This is a genomic window from Lactococcus sp. SK2-659 (assembly GCF_020218185.2).
GTDB lineage: Bacteria > Bacillota > Bacilli > Lactobacillales > Streptococcaceae > Lactococcus > Lactococcus lactis.
In genome coordinates this window covers 594,775-615,492 of sequence record NZ_JAIWQZ020000001.1, presented here as the reverse complement: position 1 = coordinate 615,492, position 20,718 = coordinate 594,775, and the positions used below count along the sequence as shown (strand labels likewise).

At 36.7% G+C, this 20,718-nt stretch carries 16 protein-coding genes; 5 read left to right on the top strand and 11 right to left on the bottom strand.

Translation table 11 applies throughout. The features are described 5' to 3' along the window. The 6 genes from LDP15_RS02875 to LDP15_RS02850 all read right to left on the bottom strand — a co-directional run bounded on the left by LDP15_RS02875 (position 1) and on the right by LDP15_RS02850 (position 7,415). Complete coding sequence (locus LDP15_RS02875; protein WP_015426571.1) at positions 1-1,173, bottom strand: exonuclease SbcCD subunit D; 1,173 nt, start codon at positions 1,171-1,173, stop codon at positions 1-3. A gap of 151 nt (positions 1,174-1,324) precedes the next feature. Continuing rightward, positions 1,325-2,263: a 2-dehydropantoate 2-reductase gene (locus tag LDP15_RS02870; protein WP_015426572.1), complete on the bottom strand. Its 939-nt coding sequence runs from the start codon at positions 2,261-2,263 to the stop codon at positions 1,325-1,327. A gap of 199 nt (positions 2,264-2,462) precedes the next feature. Next, positions 2,463-2,882, bottom strand: a complete 420-nt coding sequence (locus LDP15_RS02865; RefSeq protein ID WP_010905888.1) for a Spx/MgsR family RNA polymerase-binding regulatory protein — start codon at positions 2,880-2,882, stop codon at positions 2,463-2,465. A gap of 186 nt (positions 2,883-3,068) precedes the next feature. Continuing rightward, positions 3,069-3,233 (bottom strand): hypothetical protein, encoded by a 165-nt coding sequence (locus LDP15_RS02860; protein WP_003131055.1) that lies wholly within the window; start codon positions 3,231-3,233, stop codon positions 3,069-3,071. Between the two features lie 326 nt (positions 3,234-3,559). Next, positions 3,560-6,625: a phage tail tube protein gene (locus LDP15_RS02855; protein WP_225513472.1), complete on the bottom strand. Its 3,066-nt coding sequence runs from the start codon at positions 6,623-6,625 to the stop codon at positions 3,560-3,562. 346 nt (positions 6,626-6,971) lie between these two features. Continuing rightward, the gene (locus tag LDP15_RS02850) at positions 6,972-7,415 is read right to left on the bottom strand and encodes a hypothetical protein (RefSeq protein ID WP_012897951.1); all 444 of its coding nucleotides are present in this window, start codon (positions 7,413-7,415) and stop codon (positions 6,972-6,974) included. Between the two features lie 307 nt (positions 7,416-7,722). Here LDP15_RS02850 and LDP15_RS02845 point away from each other — a divergent pair, with 307 nt between their 5' ends. From LDP15_RS02845 to LDP15_RS02825, 5 genes are all read left to right on the top strand, one after another. Further along, positions 7,723-9,345 (top strand): NFACT family protein, encoded by a 1,623-nt coding sequence (locus LDP15_RS02845; RefSeq protein WP_225513473.1) that lies wholly within the window; start codon positions 7,723-7,725, stop codon positions 9,343-9,345. A 39-nt stretch (positions 9,346-9,384) separates the two neighbouring features. Then, positions 9,385-10,200, top strand: coding sequence for a putative RNA methyltransferase (locus tag LDP15_RS02840; protein WP_015426575.1), 816 nt, complete (start codon positions 9,385-9,387; stop codon positions 10,198-10,200). A gap of 178 nt (positions 10,201-10,378) precedes the next feature. Then, positions 10,379-11,899, top strand: a complete 1,521-nt coding sequence (locus LDP15_RS02835) for an ABC transporter ATP-binding protein (RefSeq protein ID WP_015426576.1) — start codon at positions 10,379-10,381, stop codon at positions 11,897-11,899. Next, positions 11,892-12,986, top strand: a complete 1,095-nt coding sequence (locus LDP15_RS02830) for an ABC transporter permease (RefSeq protein ID WP_225513474.1) — start codon at positions 11,892-11,894, stop codon at positions 12,984-12,986. Before LDP15_RS02835 ends, LDP15_RS02830 begins: the two co-directional genes overlap by 8 nt. Then, entirely contained in the window at positions 12,983-13,936 is a 954-nt protein-coding gene (locus LDP15_RS02825) for an ABC transporter permease (protein ID WP_012897956.1), read from the top strand. The genes LDP15_RS02830 and LDP15_RS02825 overlap by 4 nt, the downstream gene beginning before the upstream one ends. A gap of 119 nt (positions 13,937-14,055) precedes the next feature. On the opposite strand, the gene LDP15_RS02820 is transcribed toward LDP15_RS02825, so the two are convergent. The 5 genes from LDP15_RS02820 to LDP15_RS02800 all read right to left on the bottom strand — a co-directional run bounded on the left by LDP15_RS02820 (position 14,056) and on the right by LDP15_RS02800 (position 20,654). Beyond that, complete coding sequence (locus LDP15_RS02820; protein WP_003131075.1) at positions 14,056-15,033, bottom strand: L-lactate dehydrogenase; 978 nt, start codon at positions 15,031-15,033, stop codon at positions 14,056-14,058. A 117-nt stretch (positions 15,034-15,150) separates the two neighbouring features. Then, positions 15,151-16,659 carry a pyruvate kinase gene (gene pyk / locus LDP15_RS02815; protein WP_003131076.1) on the bottom strand — a complete coding sequence of 503 codons (1,509 nt, stop codon included), beginning with the start codon at positions 16,657-16,659 and terminating at the stop codon, positions 15,151-15,153. Positions 16,660-16,746: 87 nt separating this feature from the next. Then, entirely contained in the window at positions 16,747-17,769 is a 1,023-nt protein-coding gene (gene pfkA, locus LDP15_RS02810; protein ID WP_003131080.1) for a 6-phosphofructokinase, read from the bottom strand. A gap of 385 nt (positions 17,770-18,154) precedes the next feature. Further along, positions 18,155-19,303 carry an N-acetylglucosamine-6-phosphate deacetylase gene (gene nagA, locus LDP15_RS02805; protein ID WP_010905894.1) on the bottom strand — a complete coding sequence of 383 codons (1,149 nt, stop codon included), beginning with the start codon at positions 19,301-19,303 and terminating at the stop codon, positions 18,155-18,157. Between the two features lie 172 nt (positions 19,304-19,475). Next, on the bottom strand, positions 19,476-20,654 hold the full coding sequence (locus LDP15_RS02800; RefSeq protein ID WP_003131084.1) for a toxic anion resistance protein: 1,179 nt from the start codon (positions 20,652-20,654) through the stop codon (positions 19,476-19,478). Positions 20,655-20,718 lie beyond the last annotated feature (64 nt).

Here is a 20,718-nt window from a genome sequence, read left to right as displayed (position 1 = left end):
TTATTTTTCTCCTTCTAATTCATTAAATGTACTTTCAATGATTGCTGTCTGTACATCATCTAGCGTTTCCCCTGTAGTAAATTTATAAAAACTAGAAAGAATTTCCACATTATCTAAAGTTTCAATATCTTGACTCCTACTTCTTGTTAATTGTCTTTTTTCAAATTGATAGTCAAGTTCTATAATTGTTCCATAAATCTTTTGCAGTTGGGCACGTAAATTTTGTCCCACGAGTTTTGTCCGGTCAAAATTCTTAATTGTAATCGCAAACCAAGCTTTATTAATTGGTTGCCTTTCATAAAAATCACGGTTTATGAGTTGCTCCCATTCTTCTTCAAGAACTACTAAATCTGTTTTAACTTGTAGTGGAAGAAAGTTAGAATTGAGCATTTTTTCTTTAATTTCAACAACAAAGATTCCTTTTTGTGTTGACGCTTCTTTGGTATTAAATTTTACTGGACTCCCCGAATACTGTACTTTATCACTTGGGGAAGCTAACCTAGTATGAATATGACCTAACGCAACATAATCAAAATCTGCAAATTGTGAAACATTTAAGGTCGATAATCCACCTACTTTAGATGGGGTTTCACTTGTTAAAACAATTTCTTCTTTATGAGGACTCACCGCAAAATGAGTGACTAAAACCTGATTTTTCTTATTATTGAACTGACTTTTCATCTTAGAAATTACCAATGTCATCGCATCATCAATTGTCTTAATTTGCTTTGTGTCCTCTTCATCTAATCCCTGATTCGAAAAATATATTCTTGCATCCATTGGGTCAAAAAAGGGAAGTAAAAAAATCTGAGTTTCTTTTGTTTCCACTGGAATAAAGGATTCCTCAAGGGATGTTCGTAGATGTAAATTATTATAATCCAACCAGTCCTTAGCATAACTTAGTCTTTTGGCTCCATCATGATTCCCTGAAATCATATAAATAGGAAACTTTTCTATAATATTCATCTCTCTCAGCATCTGATTGAATGTTATGACTGATTCTGCACTCGGAACTGCTCGGTCATAAAGATCTCCAGCAATGATAATTCCATCAACTTGATTTTGTTTTGCCAAAGATAAAATTTGCTCAAATGCATATTTTTGTTCTTCCAATAAAGAAAAACCATTGAGTGTTCTTCCAATATGCCAGTCTGATGTGTGTAAAAATTTCATATCTCTATCCCCCAAAAATAATCTTAATCCTTATAATATTCACCTTTCATTATAACATTATCAAATAGTTTTATATTATTAGTTGATAGAATATCTGATAAAACAAAAATACTAGCATTAACACTAGTATTTCAATAAATTCAATTATTTATTATTTTGCTTTTAATAACTCTTCTTTGCTGTGAACTAATTGTGTTAAAAAATCACAATATGGTGTGGCTACATTATATTTTTTACCTTTACGTGAAACAGCCCCATTAATATAGTCAATCTCTGTCAATCGATTATTTTTAATCAAATCCTGATACATAGAAGGGTAATGTAATCCAATTGTGGCTGGATCAAAACAGGTTTCAACGTGCTGAACTACTTCAGCAATATCAAGGTTTACATTCTCAAATTTTGCTACTGCTGCAAATTCATTAACAATAGTAACAACCATATCATGTGCTGGTTTTGTTTCACCCAATCCGGCCATATTAGTGTCTAAAATAGTACAAAGTCCATTCATTGTTCCATTAACACAAGCTTTTCTATAAATAGAATAATGAATATTGTTAGAATATTTAGCATTCAGTCCCGATTCTGATAATATTTCTGCTAACTTTTTAGCCGTTTCTTCCTCACCTGAAATAAGATTTTGCAGCTCAACCGAACCATCACCAAATAATTTAGCTTTACCTGGACCTTCTAATCCAGCAGTCCACATAGTATTACCAATAAAGATATTATTTTTCGAAACATATTTTTCTATAGTATCTTCGTGCCCAATTCCATTTAGTAAGCAAAGTACCTTGGTATGCTCGTCAATTAATGGTTTAATATCTTGTAGCATCTTATCTAATTGCATGGCTTTTGTAAACAAAATAATTAAATCTGTTTTTTCTTTAGAAGAAATCTCAGATTGTAACTCAACCGATAGATGAGCGGTGAGTTCTTCTCCATTGTAATTAGCTCGCAAACCATGATCTTTAATCGCTTTTACGTGTTCAGGCCATCCATCTATAAGGGTTACTTCATTGCCACCTTTATGAAGCATTAAACCAAAACGACTCCCCATCGCTCCTGCACCGGCAATTGTAATTCTCATTTTATCTCTCAATCTACATATTTTTTCCATAAAATAACTGAATTCGCTATTTTTAAACGAGTTCAGTTATAGTAATTTATAGATAACAAATTATTTATAGTTAAAATTGTAGCTTTTTATTAGTCAAAAATCAAAAATTAACTTTCAAAATATAAGACAGAGATATTTTGAAAATTCAACAAACCCTCACTAGATATTCTTATTTTGCCTGATCCCAAATTCGAACATTTTCAATAGCGGTTATCAAGCCAAGCTGTCTGACTTTTCGTGGAAGAAATTTACGAATATCATCTTCGTTATAGCCTACTTGCAACCTATGTTCATCCACCACAAGTGGACGACGCAATAATTTTTGATTCTGAACAATTAACTCTACAAGTGAATTTAGAGTGAGCGCATCAAAATCAATGATTTTTGATAGTTTTTTATAAGCACTACTTCTTTTAGAGATAATTTCCTCTACTCCAGTTTCTGTTAATGAGAGTATTCTTAAGATATCTTTTTTTAATAAAGTATTTTCTAAGATACTTATCTCTTCAAATTCTAATTTATTTGTAATTAACCATTGTTTCATTTTTTTACTTGAGCTACAGTTTGTCGAAGAAAATAATTTAATCATGGCATAATTTCCTTTTTTGTTTTTTATTATTTTTTTCTCATTTACAAATATATTATATTAAATCTTTCATTTTTCGTCAATATATATTATTATTTTAATTTAATTTTTTTGTTATTTAACTATAGTTTTTATGCATACCTCTATTAAATAATAAAAGCCATCATTTTGATGGCTTTTGTTTAATACTTATTTTCTCCCCCCAGAAGTTAATGTCTTAAATTTATGCTTCCATTCGTTTTGGAACCATCGATTTTCAAAGGTGTCTGCAAGCAGAGTATTTCTCTCTGTTTGTTGTTTACTATTTTTGACCACTTTTACTGATATTTTTTTAGACAATTGATTTCCTCCCATTAGTGCTCTTAGATGATTAACCGAACAGGCCACCTCTAAAACTACTATATAGCTTAAAAAAAATCTAAAGGATATAGAGAATCATTTCATTCTCTTAACGTAATTATACCAAAAAAATAACATTTTATGAAGAAAAAAGCTTACTTTTGATATAGATAATTTGAATACCCCATTAAATAACAAAAAAGCCAGTCGAATGGACTGGCTCAATGTTTGTAATTTGAAAAGAATTTCAGAGATATCAAGGTTGGATATGCCTTGACTCTCTTATTCTATCGTATTTTATAAACTTTAACTAATTATTTGTTTGAAAAATTTTATTGATGTTAGCTTTCATCCTCCTTTTTATTCTTACGCCAGAACAATAGACTACCAAGCAGAGATAGAATGACTGTTCCAATTACACCAAGCCAGCCAGTGTCTGCACCATTTGTTGCTGGTAATTTACCACTTGAGAAATACTTACCACCCATATTATCCCCACTATTACCTATTGCCATTCCAGAAGTCAAGACCGGAATAATAAAGTCTGTTGGATCACTTACATTTCCTGCAGCATCAGTTGCGGTAGCCGTAAGTTGAGTACCCGGTTTAACCCCCGTCGGAAGTTTGATGCTATAGTTTCCATCTTTATCCACTATAGTAGTTCCCAAAACCTCACCAGTTGCTGGGTTTTTAATTGTTATTGTGGATCCAGGTTCCCCCTTTCCACCAACCGTATAACCTGTATCAGTGTTACCAGTCACGGTATCTACACTTGGAGGATTAGGAGCTGTAGTATCTGACGGAGCCTTAGGATCAGCTGGAGTTTTCGCTGAGGTTGGAGCACTCACATTTCCAGCGGCATCGGTTGCTGTAACACTAATTGGTGCGTTAGGACCGACTGAACCTGGAAGAGTAACGGTGTAAGCTCCTGCTTCATTCGCAGTTCCTGTTCCAACGGTTGCCCCACTGCCATCTTTAATTGTGACCGTTGAACCTGGTTCAGCTGTACCTGTGACCGTGTAACCATTCGTACTGTTGCCAGTTACACCGCCTACTGTTGGTGCATCTGGAGCGGTGGTATCTGCGGGGTCTGTAACAACTAGAGTTTGAGTGACGTCTACATAACCACCTGCCGTATAAGTGACGGTGTAGGTACCTGCGGCCAAGTTACCATTGGTGACTGCGCTTCCTGAAGCATTTGTGATAACTGCTGTGACCGGAACATCGGCACCTTCACTGTCTTTCAGAGTTGCTGGCAGAGTAGCCATGGCATCTGAGGCACCAACCGCTGAGGTTGTTGCGGTCAAGTTACCAGTTGGAGCTACGAGAACTGGACTTACTGGGTCTGCTGGAGTTGTCGCTGGAGTTGGATCACTCACATTTCCTACGGTATCGGTCGCTGTGACACTAATTGGAGCGTTAGGGCCGACTGAGCCTGGGAGGGTAACCGTATAATCTCCTGTTTCATTCGCAGTTCCCGTTCCAACGGTTGCACCACTGCCATCTTTAATTGTGATGGTTGATCCTGGTTCAGCCGTACCTGTGACCGTATAACCATTCGTGCTGTTTCCTGTCACATTGCCTACTGTCGGTGCATCTGGAGCAGTAGTATCTGCGGGATCTGTAACAACTAGGGTTTGAGTGACATCGTCATACCCTGAAGCTGAGTATGTCACAGTATAAGTACCAGCTGACAGCTGACCATTAGTGACTGCGGTTCCTGAAGCATTCGTGATAACTGCTGTAACTGGAACGTCGGCACCTTCACTGTCTTTCAGAGTGGTTGCAAGTGTAGCTGTTGCGTCTGTAGCACCAATCGCTGAGGTCGTTGCAGTCAAGTTCCCAGTAGGGGCTACGAGAACTGGATTAATCGGATCGGCTGGTGTTGTTGTTGGAGTTGGATTACTTACATTCCCTGCTGCGTCTGCGGCGGTAACATTAAGTGGGGCATTGGGGCCAACTGAACCTGGAAGATTTACACTGTAACTTCCGTTTGGTTGAGTAGTGGCAGTACCGACCGTTGCTCCGGCTCCGTTTTTGATAGTAATTGTTGAATTTGACTCGGCTGTACCTGTCACCGTATAACCATTTGTACTATTCCCAGTCACACTTGTGACAATTGGTGCATCTGGAGCAGTGGTATCTGCGGGGTCTGTAACAACCAAGGTTTGGGTAACGCTAGAATAGCCTGTGGCCGAATATGTCACGGTATAAGTACCAGCTGACAGCTGACCATTAGTTACTGTAGTTCCTGAACTATTGGTAATGACTGAAGTTACCGGAATGTCTGTACCAGCATTATTTTTTAAAGTCGTTGGAAGGGTCGCTGTCGCATCTGACGCTCCAATTGCCGATGTTGTTGCGCTCAGGTTTCCTGTGGGCGCTACTAACGTTAAATTGACATCACCTGCTAAATAAACATAGGAAATACCATCTGCACCACTAAGAATATTGACATCCAATAAATTGGTTTGAACCGCTGATCCTACAAATTTGGCATCAATGTTACTTGCAATAGTAGTTGGTGCTGTGATCTTGGTCGGAATTGTAATACTTGTATCACCCAATGCTGAAGCGTTTAAAAGGAGATCTAAAATTCCACCAGTTCCATTAACTAATGGCACTAATACAGCATCGATTGCTGTAATGAGTGGAGGTTTAATTAAAGCTAAGGCAGTATTAGCCGCAGGAGCCGCCAAACCGGTTGCGGTTAGGCTATTAACAGCTGTTCGTAAATTTTGCAAAATAGCCGTGACGTTTTGGGATAAAATCGCCCCCATTCCGTCATTTAAAGGTGCACTAAGCATTGAATTTCCATTAAGAGTGGTGGGTGTTGAAAAAGTCCCTCCACCAATATTTTGGATACCTTTTAGTAAATTCAATTGTGTCGTTACTTGTGTCAAGTTAATACTGGCTGCCGGATTGTTACTTAAAATGGTAGCAACCCCTGCAACGAAAGTATCACCAGCACTCACAATCGCATTGATGAGCGCAATTTGATTGAAATCAATTGTGAGATTAGTTGTTACAGAAGTGTTTCCGTTCGCTACAACAAATCCACGCAATTCTTGAGGAATCGCCAAAGCAGCGTATCTTGGGCCCGAAAGTAAAGAGACATTAGCTAAAGCATGGCCTGAGATTGTAAAATCGACGTTGTGACTCCCTGAATTACTGGTCCATCGATTTGTTGTACTTGTACCACTATTATTACTTGAAGTGATATTTTGCAATAGGTCAATATTCAAGGCAGCTGCTTGTGCTGTGATCTGATTAGAAAGAAGGCTGTAAGCTGTTGGAATAACTACCGATGTCATTAATAGAGTTCCTGACATCGTTGCTGATAATACTTTACGTTTAGTAATAATTTTATTTTTCTTACGTGGTGGTTTTTGTTTCTGCATTTCCATTTTGTCAAATTCCTCCTAAATCGTTTGGAAAAATATCTTATGTTGATCAGGCATAAAATATTTTTAAGCAACATGTATTAAGTAATCTATTCTATACACTATTTATACATCATTTCTTTATAAAAAAACATAAAAATACTTTTGTTTTTGCTTGACCATTGCTGACTTTCACAAGAGCTTGTGTGAAAACGATTAAGTCTTAAACCCCCAGTTTTCAGGACGTTCTATCAATTATTGATGACATTTTCAAAATAAAAAAAACCGCCAATGATAGCGATTTCTTTATTTTTGTGTTTTTATTTTATTTTTGTATTTTTATTCTATATGATTTTATTTTGTATTTTATTTATTTCTCGGAATTTTCTTCTAACATTTTCATTCTACGCAAAAGTTGATGTTCTCCAAATAAAATTAGTAATAAAACCAAGCTCCAACCTCCAATTAGTCCTGCTGAATCGATGAGTGGTCGCCCAGTCTTTGAAATGAAAATACGAGTAGGATGGTCTTTAGCCACATATACAGTAATTTTTTTGCCATCATCTCCTAATTTTCTAAAATATACATCTAAAGGTCTTTTTTGATATTCTTTTCCTTCAAAACTGTATGTTACTTCATGGATTGCTTTAACCTCTGTTCCGTAAACAATTTTTCCTGAAACAGGTACTTTCTCTAAGTTTTTATTTGTTTGATGCAAGCCTAATAAAAAGAGAGCTCCTCCAAGCATTGCCACAGCAACGACAAACATGATAATCCGTAGAATACGCTCAACTATGCCGACAATTTTATTCATTTAATTATCCTATATTTTCTAATTTACTAATTTTCCTGAACTTATTTCTATTTTATTTTAACATTTTTTACTGATAAAAGTTACTTTCTCACTTATCCAAAGCTTTTTCAAAATTTTTGAAAGAAATACAAACCATTCTTTAATAATAGAAGAAAAATTACTCTTTTTTTGATAAAATTGGCATAGAAATAATTATAAAACTTCTCATATTTACTGACAGGTTTGTCAATAAATCGAAAAGATATAATCACTCCCTAATTAACAGTGAAAACTGCTTATAAGAATTATAAAATGAAAGAGGCACCTAATGTCCTTTGATGGTATTTTTTTACACCACATGACGGCTGAACTTCAACCATTGGTTGGTGGACGTATTCAAAAAATTAATCAACCTTTTGACCAAGAACTTGTTCTAACAGTTCGGTCAGCTGGTAAATCTCATAAACTTTTACTCTCAGCTCACCCTGTTTTTGGTCGTGTTCAGCTGACCAAAACTGATTTTCAAAATCCACAAAATCCAAATAATTTTGTGATGATTTTACGCAAATATTTGGCTGGCGCTTTTATTGAACAAATTGAACAAGTGGGCAATGATCGTCAGATTATTTTCCATATTTCAACCAAAGATGAAATTGGTGACAGTTTAAAAATTGCTTTGATTACAGAAATTATGGGTAAACATAGTAATATTATTTTACTAGAAAAAACCTCGCAAAAAATTATTGAATCCATTAAACATATTGGTTTTTCACAGAATCAATATCGCACAATTCTACCAGGTTCAACTTATATTGCACCACCTTTAAATACTGCTATTGACCCTTTCAAAGCTACTGACGAAGAAATTTTCCAAGCTTTACAAACTGAACAATTACAACAAAAATTACAAGGAATCGGACGTGATTCTAAAAATGCGTTGACAGGTCTGTCAGTAAAAGAATTCCATGAAAAATTACTGACAGTCACTCCATCAATTTATCCTAACGATACTTTTTCCAGTATCAAACTTGCTGACGAATTTGTAAGTTTTGACAGCCTCTCTGAAATGCTTGATACTTACTATGCGGATAAGGCCGAACGTGACCGTGTTAAACAGGTTGCTGCTTCTGTCATTAAAAAAATTCAAAATGAACTGAAGAAAAATCGTGATAAATTAAAAAAACAAGAACGAGAATTACTTGCGACTGACAACGCTGAAATTTTCCGTCAAAAAGGTGAACTGCTTAATACATTTTTAAATCAAGTTCCTAATGATAAAGCAAGTGTAACTTTGGAAAATTACTATACTAATGAACCAATTGAAATTGCTCTAAATCCAGCTTTAAGTCCTGTTCAAAATGCTCAACGTTACTTTCATCGTTATCAAAAATTGAAACAAGCCGTCAAATTTTTAGGAGAGCAAATTGCTAAGACCAAGGAAACGATTCATTATTTAGAATCTGTTGAATCAAATCTTGAAAATGCTGACGTTGCTGAAATTGCTGATATTCGTGAAGAATTAATTCAAACAGGCTATATTAAGCAAAAATATCGTAATAAAAAGCAAAAAATGCTCCCACCAGAAAAATATCAAGCTGAAGATGGAACAATTATTTTAGTAGGTAAAAATAACTTACAAAATGAACAAGTCAGTTTCAAACTTTCACGCCGTGGCGATCTTTGGTTTCACGTTAAGGATATTCCGGGAAGCCATGTTTTGATTACAGGAAATGCAAATCCATCTGATGAAACAATTACTTTTGCTGGGGAATTAGCAGCTTATTTCAGCAAAGCACGCTATTCCAACCTTGTTCAAGTAGATGTTTTAGATGTAAAAAAATTACACAAGCCAACAGGAACAGCTCCAGGGTTTGTTACTTATGACCGTGAAAAAACGATTCGAGTGACTCCTGACGAATCTGTCATTAAAACTCGCAAAATTGGTAAGTAAATTTTACTGACAAAACTTAATTTTTATATTGGAGAACAAATGTCTGAAATCATCAGCTGCCCTGTATGCAGCCACTTGCTCATAAAGGAACAAAATACTTATAAGTGTGAAAATAACCATACTTTTGATTTAGCTAAGGAAGGTTACCTCAACCTTCTTTTAAATGCCAAAAAAACTTCTGGCGACTCAAAAGAAATGATGGCAGCCAGACGCGACTTTCTCGCCAAAGGCTATTATAAAAAACTATCAGATAGAGTTAATCAAAGACTTAAAAAATCTCATTTAACTGACCAAGCTATCCTTGATATTGGTTGCGGCGAGGGCTACTACCTTTCACGCTTCCAAAAAGAGATTGCTCCGAAAGCCTCTAATTTCTACGGAATGGATATTTCTAAATTAGGAATTCGCATGGCAGCTAAAAAAAATCCGATGATTCATTGGTTAGTCGCTAATTTTGCCAAACTTCCTTTCAAGGAAAAATCTGTCAGTACCGTTTTATCAATGTTTGCCGAATACTCTGTTCCAGAAATCGACCGAATTCTTACTGACGACGGAAATATTATTATTGTCAGAGCCGCAAACAATCATCTTATCGAATTAAAAAATATTATTTATCCCGAAATTCATGAAAAAGTAAAAACTTCATCTATCAAAACTTTCCCCGGCTTTTGCGTTGAACAAGAAAATTTTTCATATAAAGTTACCATTCAATCTACCGAAGATTTATTAAGTCTGCTATTGATGACACCACATTATTGGAAAATCAAACCAGAAGGAATTGAAAATTTAAAGAAATTTGAATCCTTGGAAGTAACAATCAGTATTGAAATTGATTTATTAAAGCGACAAAAATAAATCTTTTTAACTGAAAAATAACTGTATTTTAACCAAGATTTTTTAAAAACCAATTATTAGAAAAAGCACTCTCATTATTGGAATGACGGGGCTTTCATAAATTGGACAAATTTGATATAATTAAATTTGTAATTTTTACAATTTACATTATTATATTATTTTATAAGAAGGAGCCAATATGGCAAATGAAACTGTCATTCAAATGATTGATGTCACCAAGCGTTTTGGTGATTTTGTCGCTAATGACAAAGTCAATCTTGAGTTGAAGAAAGGTGAGATTCATGCTTTGCTCGGCGAAAATGGAGCCGGTAAGTCAACCTTGATGAACATTCTCTCAGGACTCCTCGAGCCTAGCGAAGGTGAAGTCCACGTTAAGGGAAAGCTCGAAAATATCGACTCTCCGTCTAAAGCAGCAAACCTCGGTATCGGAATGGTTCACCAACACTTCATGTTAGTTGACGCCTTCACAGTTACTGAAAACATCATCCTTGGTAATGAAGTTACTAAAGGAATCAATCTCGATTTAAAGACTGCTAAGAAAAAAATACTTGAACTTTCTGAGCGTTATGGTCTTTCTGTTGAACCTGATGCGCTCATCCGTGATATTTCTGTCGGTCAGCAGCAAAGGGTTGAAATCTTAAAAACACTATATCGTGGAGCTGATATTTTAATTTTTGATGAACCAACAGCAGTTTTGACTCCAGCTGAAATTTCTGAATTGATGCAAATCATGAAGAATTTAATTAAAGAAGGCAAGTCAATCATCCTCATCACACATAAATTGGATGAAATCCGTGCGGTAGCTGACCGTATCACAGTCATTCGTCGTGGTAAATCAATTGATACTGTTGAACTTGGTGACAAAACGAACCAAGAACTTGCAGAATTAATGGTCGGACGCTCAGTTTCATTCATCACCGAAAAAGCTCCCGCTCAACCTAAAGATATTGTCCTCGAAATTAAGGACTTAAATATCAAAGAAAGTCGCGGTTCTCTAAAAGTTAAAGGATTATCACTTGATGTTCGTGCCGGTGAGATTGTAGGGGTTGCCGGAATTGATGGAAATGGTCAAACAGAATTAGTGAAAGCTATTACTGGTTTGACAAAGGTTGATTCAGGTTCTATCAAACTCCACAATAAAGATATCACCAACCAACGTCCTCGTAAAATCACGGAACAATCTGTCGGGCATGTCCCAGAAGACAGACATCGGGACGGACTTGTTTTGGAAATGTCAGTAGCCGAAAATATTGCTCTGCAAACCTACTACAAACCACCAATGAGTAAATATGGTTTCCTTGATTATAATCAAATAAATAGTCACGCTCGCAAACTCATGGAAGAATTTGACGTTCGTGGTGCTGGTGAATGGGTTTCTGCTGCTTCTCTTTCTGGTGGTAATCAGCAAAAAGCAATTATCGCCCGTGAAATTGACCGAAATCCTGACCTCCTAATCGTATCACAGCCCACTCGTGGACTCGATGTTGGTGCGATTGAATATATTCATAAACGTTTAATCCAAGCTCGTGATGAAGGAAAAGCAGTTCTTGTTATTTCTTTTGAACTTGACGAAATTCTAAATGTTTCCGACCGAATCGCTGTTATTCACGATGGTCAAATTCAGGGAATTGTAAGACCTGAAACAACCACAAAACAAGAGCTCGGTATTTTAATGGTTGGAGGAAACATAAATGAATAGTAAAACGAAAAAAGTCCTTGTTCCTCTGGTGGCCATTGTTTTTGGTTTCTTATTGGGAGCAATTATCATGCTAGCCTTTGGCTACAACCCAATTTGGGGTTATGAAGATCTCTTCATTTCTGCTTTAGGAAATGCAAGAGCAATTGGTGAAACCTTGCAAACAATGGGTCCACTAATTTTGACAGCTTTATCTTTTGCAGTTGCAATGAAAGTAGGCCTCTTCAATATTGGGATGTCTGGTCAAGCACTTGCTGGTTGGATTAGCTCGATGTGGTTTGCTTTGAGTTTTCCAGATATCCCACGTTTATTGATGATTCCTTTAGTTGTAATCATCGGAATGTTCTTCGGAGCATTTATGGGATTCATACCAGGTATTCTTCGTGCTCTCCTTGGAACATCAGAAGTTATCACCACAATCATGCTAAACTATATTATGTTGTTCTTCTCAACATTTATGATTCATAGCATGTTCCAAAAAAGTATCCTGATGGATAATACTACTGACCAAACAAAACTAATTAGTACCAATGCTTCTTTCAGAACAAATTGGATGTCGTCATTAACTGATAATTCAACCTTAAATATTGGATTAATCATTGCATTGATTGCCCTTGTGATTATGGCGATTATCTTTACAAAAACAACTCTAGGATTTGAAATCAAAGCTGTTGGTTTAAATCCTGATGCTTCAGAATATGCTGGTATTTCAGCAAAACGTACACTTATCCTATCTATGGTTGTCGCTGGTGCCCTTGCTGGTCTTGGTGGTGTTGTTTACGGATTTGGATACATGCAAAACTTTGTTTCTCAGTCAGCGTCCCTCGACATCGGATTCAACGGGATGGCCGTTGCACTTCTTGGTAGTAATAGTCCTATAGGTATTCTCTTTGCCGCTCTTCTTTTCTCAGTTCTTCAAACAGGTGCTCCTGGTATGACAAATGATGGTATCCCACCAGAAATCGTTAAAGTCGTCACTGCTTCAATTATTTTCTTCATTGCAGTGAAATTCATTATCGAAGTCATGTTACCAAAAGCTAAAGAAATCAAAGCATCAGAAGCTACTAAGAAGAAAGGAGAAAAAGCATGAATCTTGTAAATACTTTACAAATCATTGTCGCTAATATGCTCATCTATTCAACTCCTCTAATCTTTACAAGTATTGGTGGTGTCTTCTCCGAACGAGGCGGTATCGTCAATGTCGGTCTTGAAGGAATAATGACTATCGGAGCTTTCAGTTCCGTTGTATTCAACTTAACTACTGCCGGAATGTTTGGAAGTATGACTCCATGGCTCTCAATCCTTTTTGGAGCTTTAATTGGTGCTCTCTTCTCTTCTCTTCATGCGGTGGCTACAGTGAACCTAAGAGCAGACCATATCGTATCTGGTACTGTACTCAACTTGATGGCTCCAGCACTCGGAGTTTTCCTACTTCAAGTTTTCTATCAACAAGGTCAAATTAATATCAATGAACAAATCGGTTATTGGAACGTTCCACTACTATCAAACATTCCTGTCATTGGTAAAATCTTCTTTAGCCAAACTTCTCTACCAGGGTTTCTTGCAATTGTTGTAGCCATTCTCGCTTGGTACGTTCTATTTAAAACACGTTTCGGTCTTCGCCTTCGCTCAGTTGGTGAAAACCCACAAGCAGCTGATACCCTTGGAATCAACGTTTATGCCTACCGTTGGGCTGGTGTGCTTCTCTCAGGTGTCCTCGGTGGTGTAGGTGGTGCAATTTATGCTCAAGCAATTTCTGGTAACTTCTCAGTTTCAACAATTGCTGGTCAAGGGTTCATTTCACTTGCAGCGATGATTTTTGGTAAATGGAATCCTATTGGAGCAATGTTATCATCACTTCTCTTTGGGCTCTTTACCTCACTTGCTGTTGTCGGTGGTCAAATCCCTGGAATCAAAGAAATCCCTTCTTCATTCCTACAAATGGCTCCATATGTCTTTACAATTATTGTCTTGGCACTCTTTCTTGGAAAAGCAATTGCTCCTAAGGCTGATGGTGTTAACTACATCAAATCTAAATAAATTTACAAAAATAAAAAGTCTGTTGATGAACAGACTTTTTTTATTAGACTTTTAGCTTAACAAATATAATTTAAAATAAAAAAAGAGCTAGTTGAAATCTCAACCAACTCTTTTTAATTTTAGTTTTTAACTGCAGAAGCAAATTCTTCTTTAGCAAAAGCTTCGTCAATGATTGCTTTCAATTGAGCACCAGAAGCTTCCATTTTTTGCATTTCAGCATCGTTCAATGGAATGTGGATTGGGTTAACAACACCTTCAGCACCAACTACAGCTGGTTGACCAAGGTAGCAGTCGCTTACGCCATATTGTCCATCTTGGAATACTGATACAGGAAGTACTGCATGTTCATCATCAAGAATTGCTTTAGTAATACGAGCAAGAGCTACAGCGACACCGTAGAATGTTGCACCTTTTTTAGCGATGATTGAGTAAGCAGCATCACGTACAGATTCAAACAATTCAACGATTTCAGCTTCGTTAAGGTAGTCATTTTCTTGGAACCATTGTTCCAATTTAACACCAGCAACGTTAGCGTGTGACCAAACGGCAAATTCTGAGTCACCGTGTTCACCCATGATGTATGCGTGGATTGAACGAGCGTCAACATCAACTTTTTCTGCCAATGCTTGACGGAAACGTGCAGTATCAAGTGAAGTACCTGAACCTACAACGCGGTTTTTAGGGAAACCTGAGAATTTCCAAGTAGCATATGTCAAGATATCAACTGGGTTAGCAGCAACAAGGAAGATTCCTTTGAAACCTGAAGCAACAATTTTAGTTACAACATCTTTAGTGATACGAAGATTTTTTTCAACAAGGTCAAGACGAGTTTCACCTGGTTTTTGTGGAGCACCAGAAGTCAAGACAACGAGGTCAGCGTCGCTTGCATCAGAGTAGTCTGCAGAGTAAATCTTTTTAGGTGAAGTAAATGCCAAGGCATGAGAAAGGTCTTCTGCATCTCCTTGAGTTTTTTCTTTAAAAAGGTCAACAATTCCTAATTCTTGTGCAATCCCTTGGTTTACAAGAGCAAAAGCGTATGATGAACCTACAGCACCGTCACCTACAAGGATAACTTTTTTACGTTGTTTATCAGCCATGATTTTCTTTAATTCCTTTCAAATTATAAACGAGTATTTTATAAAATATAATCTTTTCAACAATAGGGCCTGTCGATAGCGGCAGGCATTATTGTTTTAAGATTCTTAATTGACAAATTATTTAACAGTGCGGATACGCATTGTATTTGTGCGACCAGTACCAACTGGAACACCAGCAACGATGATGATATTGTCACCAGATTCAACTAAACCTGAAGCCAAAGCAACTTTTTCAGCAACTTCAAACATGTCATCTGTAGATGAAGGTTTTTCAGTCATTGTTGGGATTACACCCCAGTTAATCATCAATCCACGTTCAACTTTTTCGTCAAATGTAATAGCCAAGATGTCAGCATTAGGACGGTGTTTAGAAATCAAACGAGCAGTGTTACCAGATTCAGTCAAAGCAACAATCAATTTGATATCCATAGCTTCTGCAGCATTTTTAACTGATGCAGCAACTACTTCTGTTACAGTTGATTTGTCGTAACGTTCTGGGTGAAGACGTCCGTATTCTTTCAACATTGTTTGAGCGTTTTTGTTAACAGTAGCCATTGTACGAACTGATTCGCGTGGGTATTTACCGTTAGCAGATTCACCTGAAAGCATTGTTGCGTCAGTTCCGTCAATAACAGCATTGAATACATCTGAAATTTCTGAACGTGTAGCACGTGGGTTGTAAGTCATTGATTCAAGCATGTTTGTTGCAGTAACAACGATTTTACCTGCTTTGTTAACTTTGCTGATGATCAATTTTTGGTAAACTGGAACCATTTCAAATGGAACTTCGATACCCATGTCACCACGAGCGATCATGATACCATCAGCTGCTTCGATGATTTCATCAAGGTTTTCAATACCTTGTTGGTTTTCAATTTTAGCCAAAAGTTGTACGTGTGGATTTCCAGTTTCTTCACAAATACGACGTACTTCTTTAACGTCATTTGCAGTACGTACAAATGAGATAGCGATAAAGTTGATTCCACCAGGTTGTGAAAGTCCGAAACGGATATCCGCATCATCACGTTCAGCAAGAGCTGGGAAAGGAATTTTAGTGTTAGGAATGTTAACACCTTTTTGTTTACCAATAACACCATCATTTTGTGCTTCAACTTCAAATTCACGAGTTGCTGCATCTTTACCAGTCAATGACAAACCAAGTTTACCATCGTCAATCAAAATAGTTTGACCGATTTCAACATCATCAAAGATATCAAGGCCACCAGCTACGTTCAAAGCAATCAATTCAGGAGTTGATTTAAGACCTTGTTTAGTTGCAACGCGGAATTTATCTCCAGTAACAACGCTGATTGCATCAGCACCGTCAGCAAAGAGTTCTGTACGCATTTCAGGACCTTTAGTATCAAGCAAGAAACCTACTTTATGACCAGCGATTTCTTCAGCGCGGTGAACTGTTGCCATACGAGCACCTTGTTCAGGATGGTCACCGTGTGAGAAGTTAAAACGGAAGACATTTGCACCTTCTTCAATCAAAGCTGCAATGTTTTTTGCTGATGCTTCGACGTCAAGAGATTCTCCCCAATAGCCGCTTTCACCAAATTTTTTGCCACCACGAATTTCGACAGCAGGTCCAAGAGTTGAGACGATTTTTACACGTTTATTCATTTTGTGTTTTTCTCCTATAATGATTAATTATATATCTCTGCCCTAATTATGCGTTTAACACTTAACTAGAAACAGATTTGCAGTAACTTAGTTAAGGTTAAGATTGTTGAGTGCTGAGTTAAGACGGTAAAGTTCAAGACCAGCTTTATGCGGGTTATTTACTTTGATTCCACCTTCAGTAGTCAAACTAAAGAGTGCTCCTTCTTCAGCTGTTCCGAGAATTGGACTTTCTACAAGTTCTTCATTACGGATACCAACGGCTACGCCACCGATTCCATCACGAAGCAATTCAACGGCACGAGCACCCATACGTGAAGCAAGAACACGGTCACGAGCTGTTGGTGAACCACCACGTTGGATGTGCCCAAGGACAGAAACGCGAAGGTCTCCTTTATAACCAGCTTCTTTAAGTTTTGTAGCAAATTCTTCACCAGTCATTACACCTTCAGCAAGAACGATGATGTGGTGATTTTTACCTTTTTCGTAGCCTTTGTTAATGTTGTTAACTACGTTTTCAAACTTAAATTCTTTTTCTGGAATACAAATATCATCTGCACCAGCAGCGATACCAGCATTCAAAGCGATATCTCCAGCATTACGTCCCATTACTTCTACAACGAAAGTACGGTTATGTGATGATGAAGTATCACGGATTTTATCCAAGGCATCTACAACTGTTGAAACAGCTGTATCAAATCCAATTGTAAAATCAGTTCCTACGATATCGTTATCGATTGTTCCTGGAAGTCCAACAGCTGGGAAACCATGTTCTGTAAGACGCATAGCTCCATGATAAGAACCATCACCACCGATTACAACGACACCTTCGATACCGAATTTTTTAAGTTGCTCAATCCCAGCAAGTTGTCCTTCTACTTGAGCAAATTCTGGGTAGCGTGCTGAATACAAGAATGTACCACCACGACCGATTTTATCACCAACTGAAGCTGACGTAAGCGGGAAAATATCTCCCGCAACCATGCCCGCATATCCGTGATTGATACCGTAAACTTCGATACCTTCAGAAATTGCTTTGCGAACAACTGCACGAATAGCCGCATTCATTCCTGGGGCATCACCACCAGAAGTCAAAACTGCAATGCGTTTCATTTAAATCTGTCCTCCGAAATTGAGATACATAGCAAAAATACGTAAACGTTATTAATATTTTTACCATGTTCATTTGTTGTCTAGTTCATTATATCACGTATTTATAAAAAAATCTCTTTACAAACTGTATGAAACGTTTTCATTGTTTCTTTTTTTCTAAGCCTTATTTTGCAAGGGTTTTCTAGCATTTTCAAATAAAATTTATAGACTTCATTTGCTCTTAATTCTTCTATAATATGACACAATAATAGCCATTCTATTCTTTTATATTTTAACAAAAAAGTAAATAATCTTTTACCTTTTTGTTTATTTTTCTGATTATTCAACTTGAAAAATGAAATATTTTCATAAAAAAATGAATTCCTTGCGAAATTCATTTTTTATATTACGCTTCATAGCGTTTTTCACCATCAAGATAAGTTGCAACTAAATCAAAATCATTGTCTAAAACGATAAAATCAGCTGACAAACCTGGTTTTATTTGACCACAAACATCATCAATGTTTACAGATTTTGCTGGTGTCAATGAAGCCATCATAATTGCTTCTGCTGGTGTGGCAATCCCCCAGTCAATGACATTTTTAACAGCTGTTTTAAGTGTTAAAATTGAAGCAGCTGGGCGTCCTGTTGGAAGCCATGCGGCTCCGTCACGAACTTCTACTTCGTATTCGCCAAGCATATAAGGTCCATCAGGAAGTCCTGCGGCACGCATTGAGTCTGTAATCAAAACAACATGGTCAGCGCCTTTCATTTTCATTACAATTTCAGCTGCTTCTGGACGAACATGATGACCATCACAAATTAACTCAGCATAAGTGTTTGGTGTATTTAAAATTGCTCCAACCATTCCTGGTTCTTGGTGAGTCATTCCAGACATTCCGTTAAAGGTGTGAACCCAAACAGATGCTCCAGCTTGTACCCCAGCAACCGCTTGTTTATAAGTGGCATTTGAATGTCCCAATGCAATAACAACACCTGATTCAGTCGCTTTACGGATGAAGTCTTCTGAACCATCACGTTCTGGGGCAAGACCGATTTTTTTGAGCATTCCATGTGCAGCTTCTTGCCAATCTTCAAGTTCCCACATTTTGGCATCGCGCATGTATTTAGGGTTTTGAGCCCCTTTCTTTTCTTCTGTAAAGAATGGACCTTCAAAAAAAATACCACGAACTTTGGCTCCGCGAGCTTCTTGGTAATGTTCTCCTACAACCGTACAAACCGCTTTCAATCCTTCGTGGTCATCGGTCAAAGGACTTGGTAAAAATGAAGTGACCCCTGCTGACAACAAGCCTTCTGACATTGTTCCCATGATTCCTTCAACTTCAGCATCTTGGGCATCCGCTCCACCAAAACCATGGATATGTGTTTCAACAAGACCTGGGGCAATTGATTGACCTGAATAATCTAAAATGTCAGCTCCTGCTGGTGCTTCTTCTGTCCACTCTCCAAATTTTCCATCAGTAATTTCTAAGAAACCACCTTTTTTTGTTTCATAAGCGTAGAAAAATTGATCTGCTTTAATATAGTAAGTCATAAATATCTCCTCTTCTTTTTCTTTAATTTTAGCACCCTTTATCTTTTTTGTCAATAAACAGTATATACCAATTATCACTATAAAAAATTACTGACAGATTTTGCCTGAGCCTATACAAATCATGCTTTAGCAGATGAAAATAGCGCTCAATTTCTGTCAGTAATTTTAAAATTTAATTTAATTGTTTGTTATTTGATAATTGTAACAATTTTTCTTTAATTTCTTCTTCCATTTTAGAAAGTTCAACCTCACCTTGTTGACGTTTTTGGCGTCCCTCAGCCTGAATTCTCATAGTTTCTTGAATAGTATCAACTAAGTTTTGTTGAGTTAATTTTAATGTTTCAATATCTACTAAACCACGTTCATTTTCAGTTGCAGCCTCAATTGTTGATGCTTTAAGCATTTCTGAATTTTTACGCAACAAATCGTTGGTTGTTTCTGAAACAATACGTTGACTTGTCAAAGCATCTTTTTGTTTTAAGAGGGTCAAAGCAATCGCAACCTGATTTTTCCATAGTGGAATGGCTGTATTAATTGAAGTTTGGATTTTCTCAGCTAATTCTTGATTGGTATTTTGAATGAGACGAATTTGTGGGGCTTGTTGAATTGTCAACTGACGAGCAAGACGCAAGTCATGAGCTCGTTTTTCTAAGCGATTTTTATATGATTCTAAATCATTCACTTTTTGAACAATCAAGGCATTGTCAGTAGAATCTTGAGCTTCTTTTCGAGCTTGCGGAATAATTTCTGTATCTAATTCTTGGACTTTTAATTCAGCACCTGCAATATAAACATTCAAAGCCTTGAAATAATTCAAGTTTTCATCGTAAAGTTTATCGAGCATTTCATTATCTTGCAAAAGTCCTTGTTGTTCATTGTTCAATTTTGCAGAAATTTTATCAATACCTGCTCCAATTTTTTGGTATTTTTGCGTCACTTCAAAAATTGAACGTTTAACTTTACCAAACATTTTGGTAAAAATCCCTTTATTTTCAGCCACCAATTCGTTTGGATTGGCTTGTTGTAAGTTAAACATCAAATCTGTCAGTGAAGAACCAACTTCACCCAAATCTTGTGCCTGAACTTTATTTAAGACACTTTGTGAGAAAGCTGAAATCTTATCTTGGGCGCTTGCTCCATAGTTAATGACAGATTGAGCACTTGATTCATCCAACTGTTTTGATAATTCTTTTGCTTTTTCTAATTCTTCAGTAGAAAGAACTTCTACTGCTGCTAAAGAGGCTTTTTCGTGCATTTTTACAATTTCTGACTTTTGTTGTTCATCTAATTGCTCTGCCTCTTTAATGACTTTATCATTGGTCATCAAATCATCTAAAATTGGATTATCCATATCTTTAATTTCCTTTGCTATACTTATATTTCTTTACTTTTAATTATAAATGATTCCTGCCAAA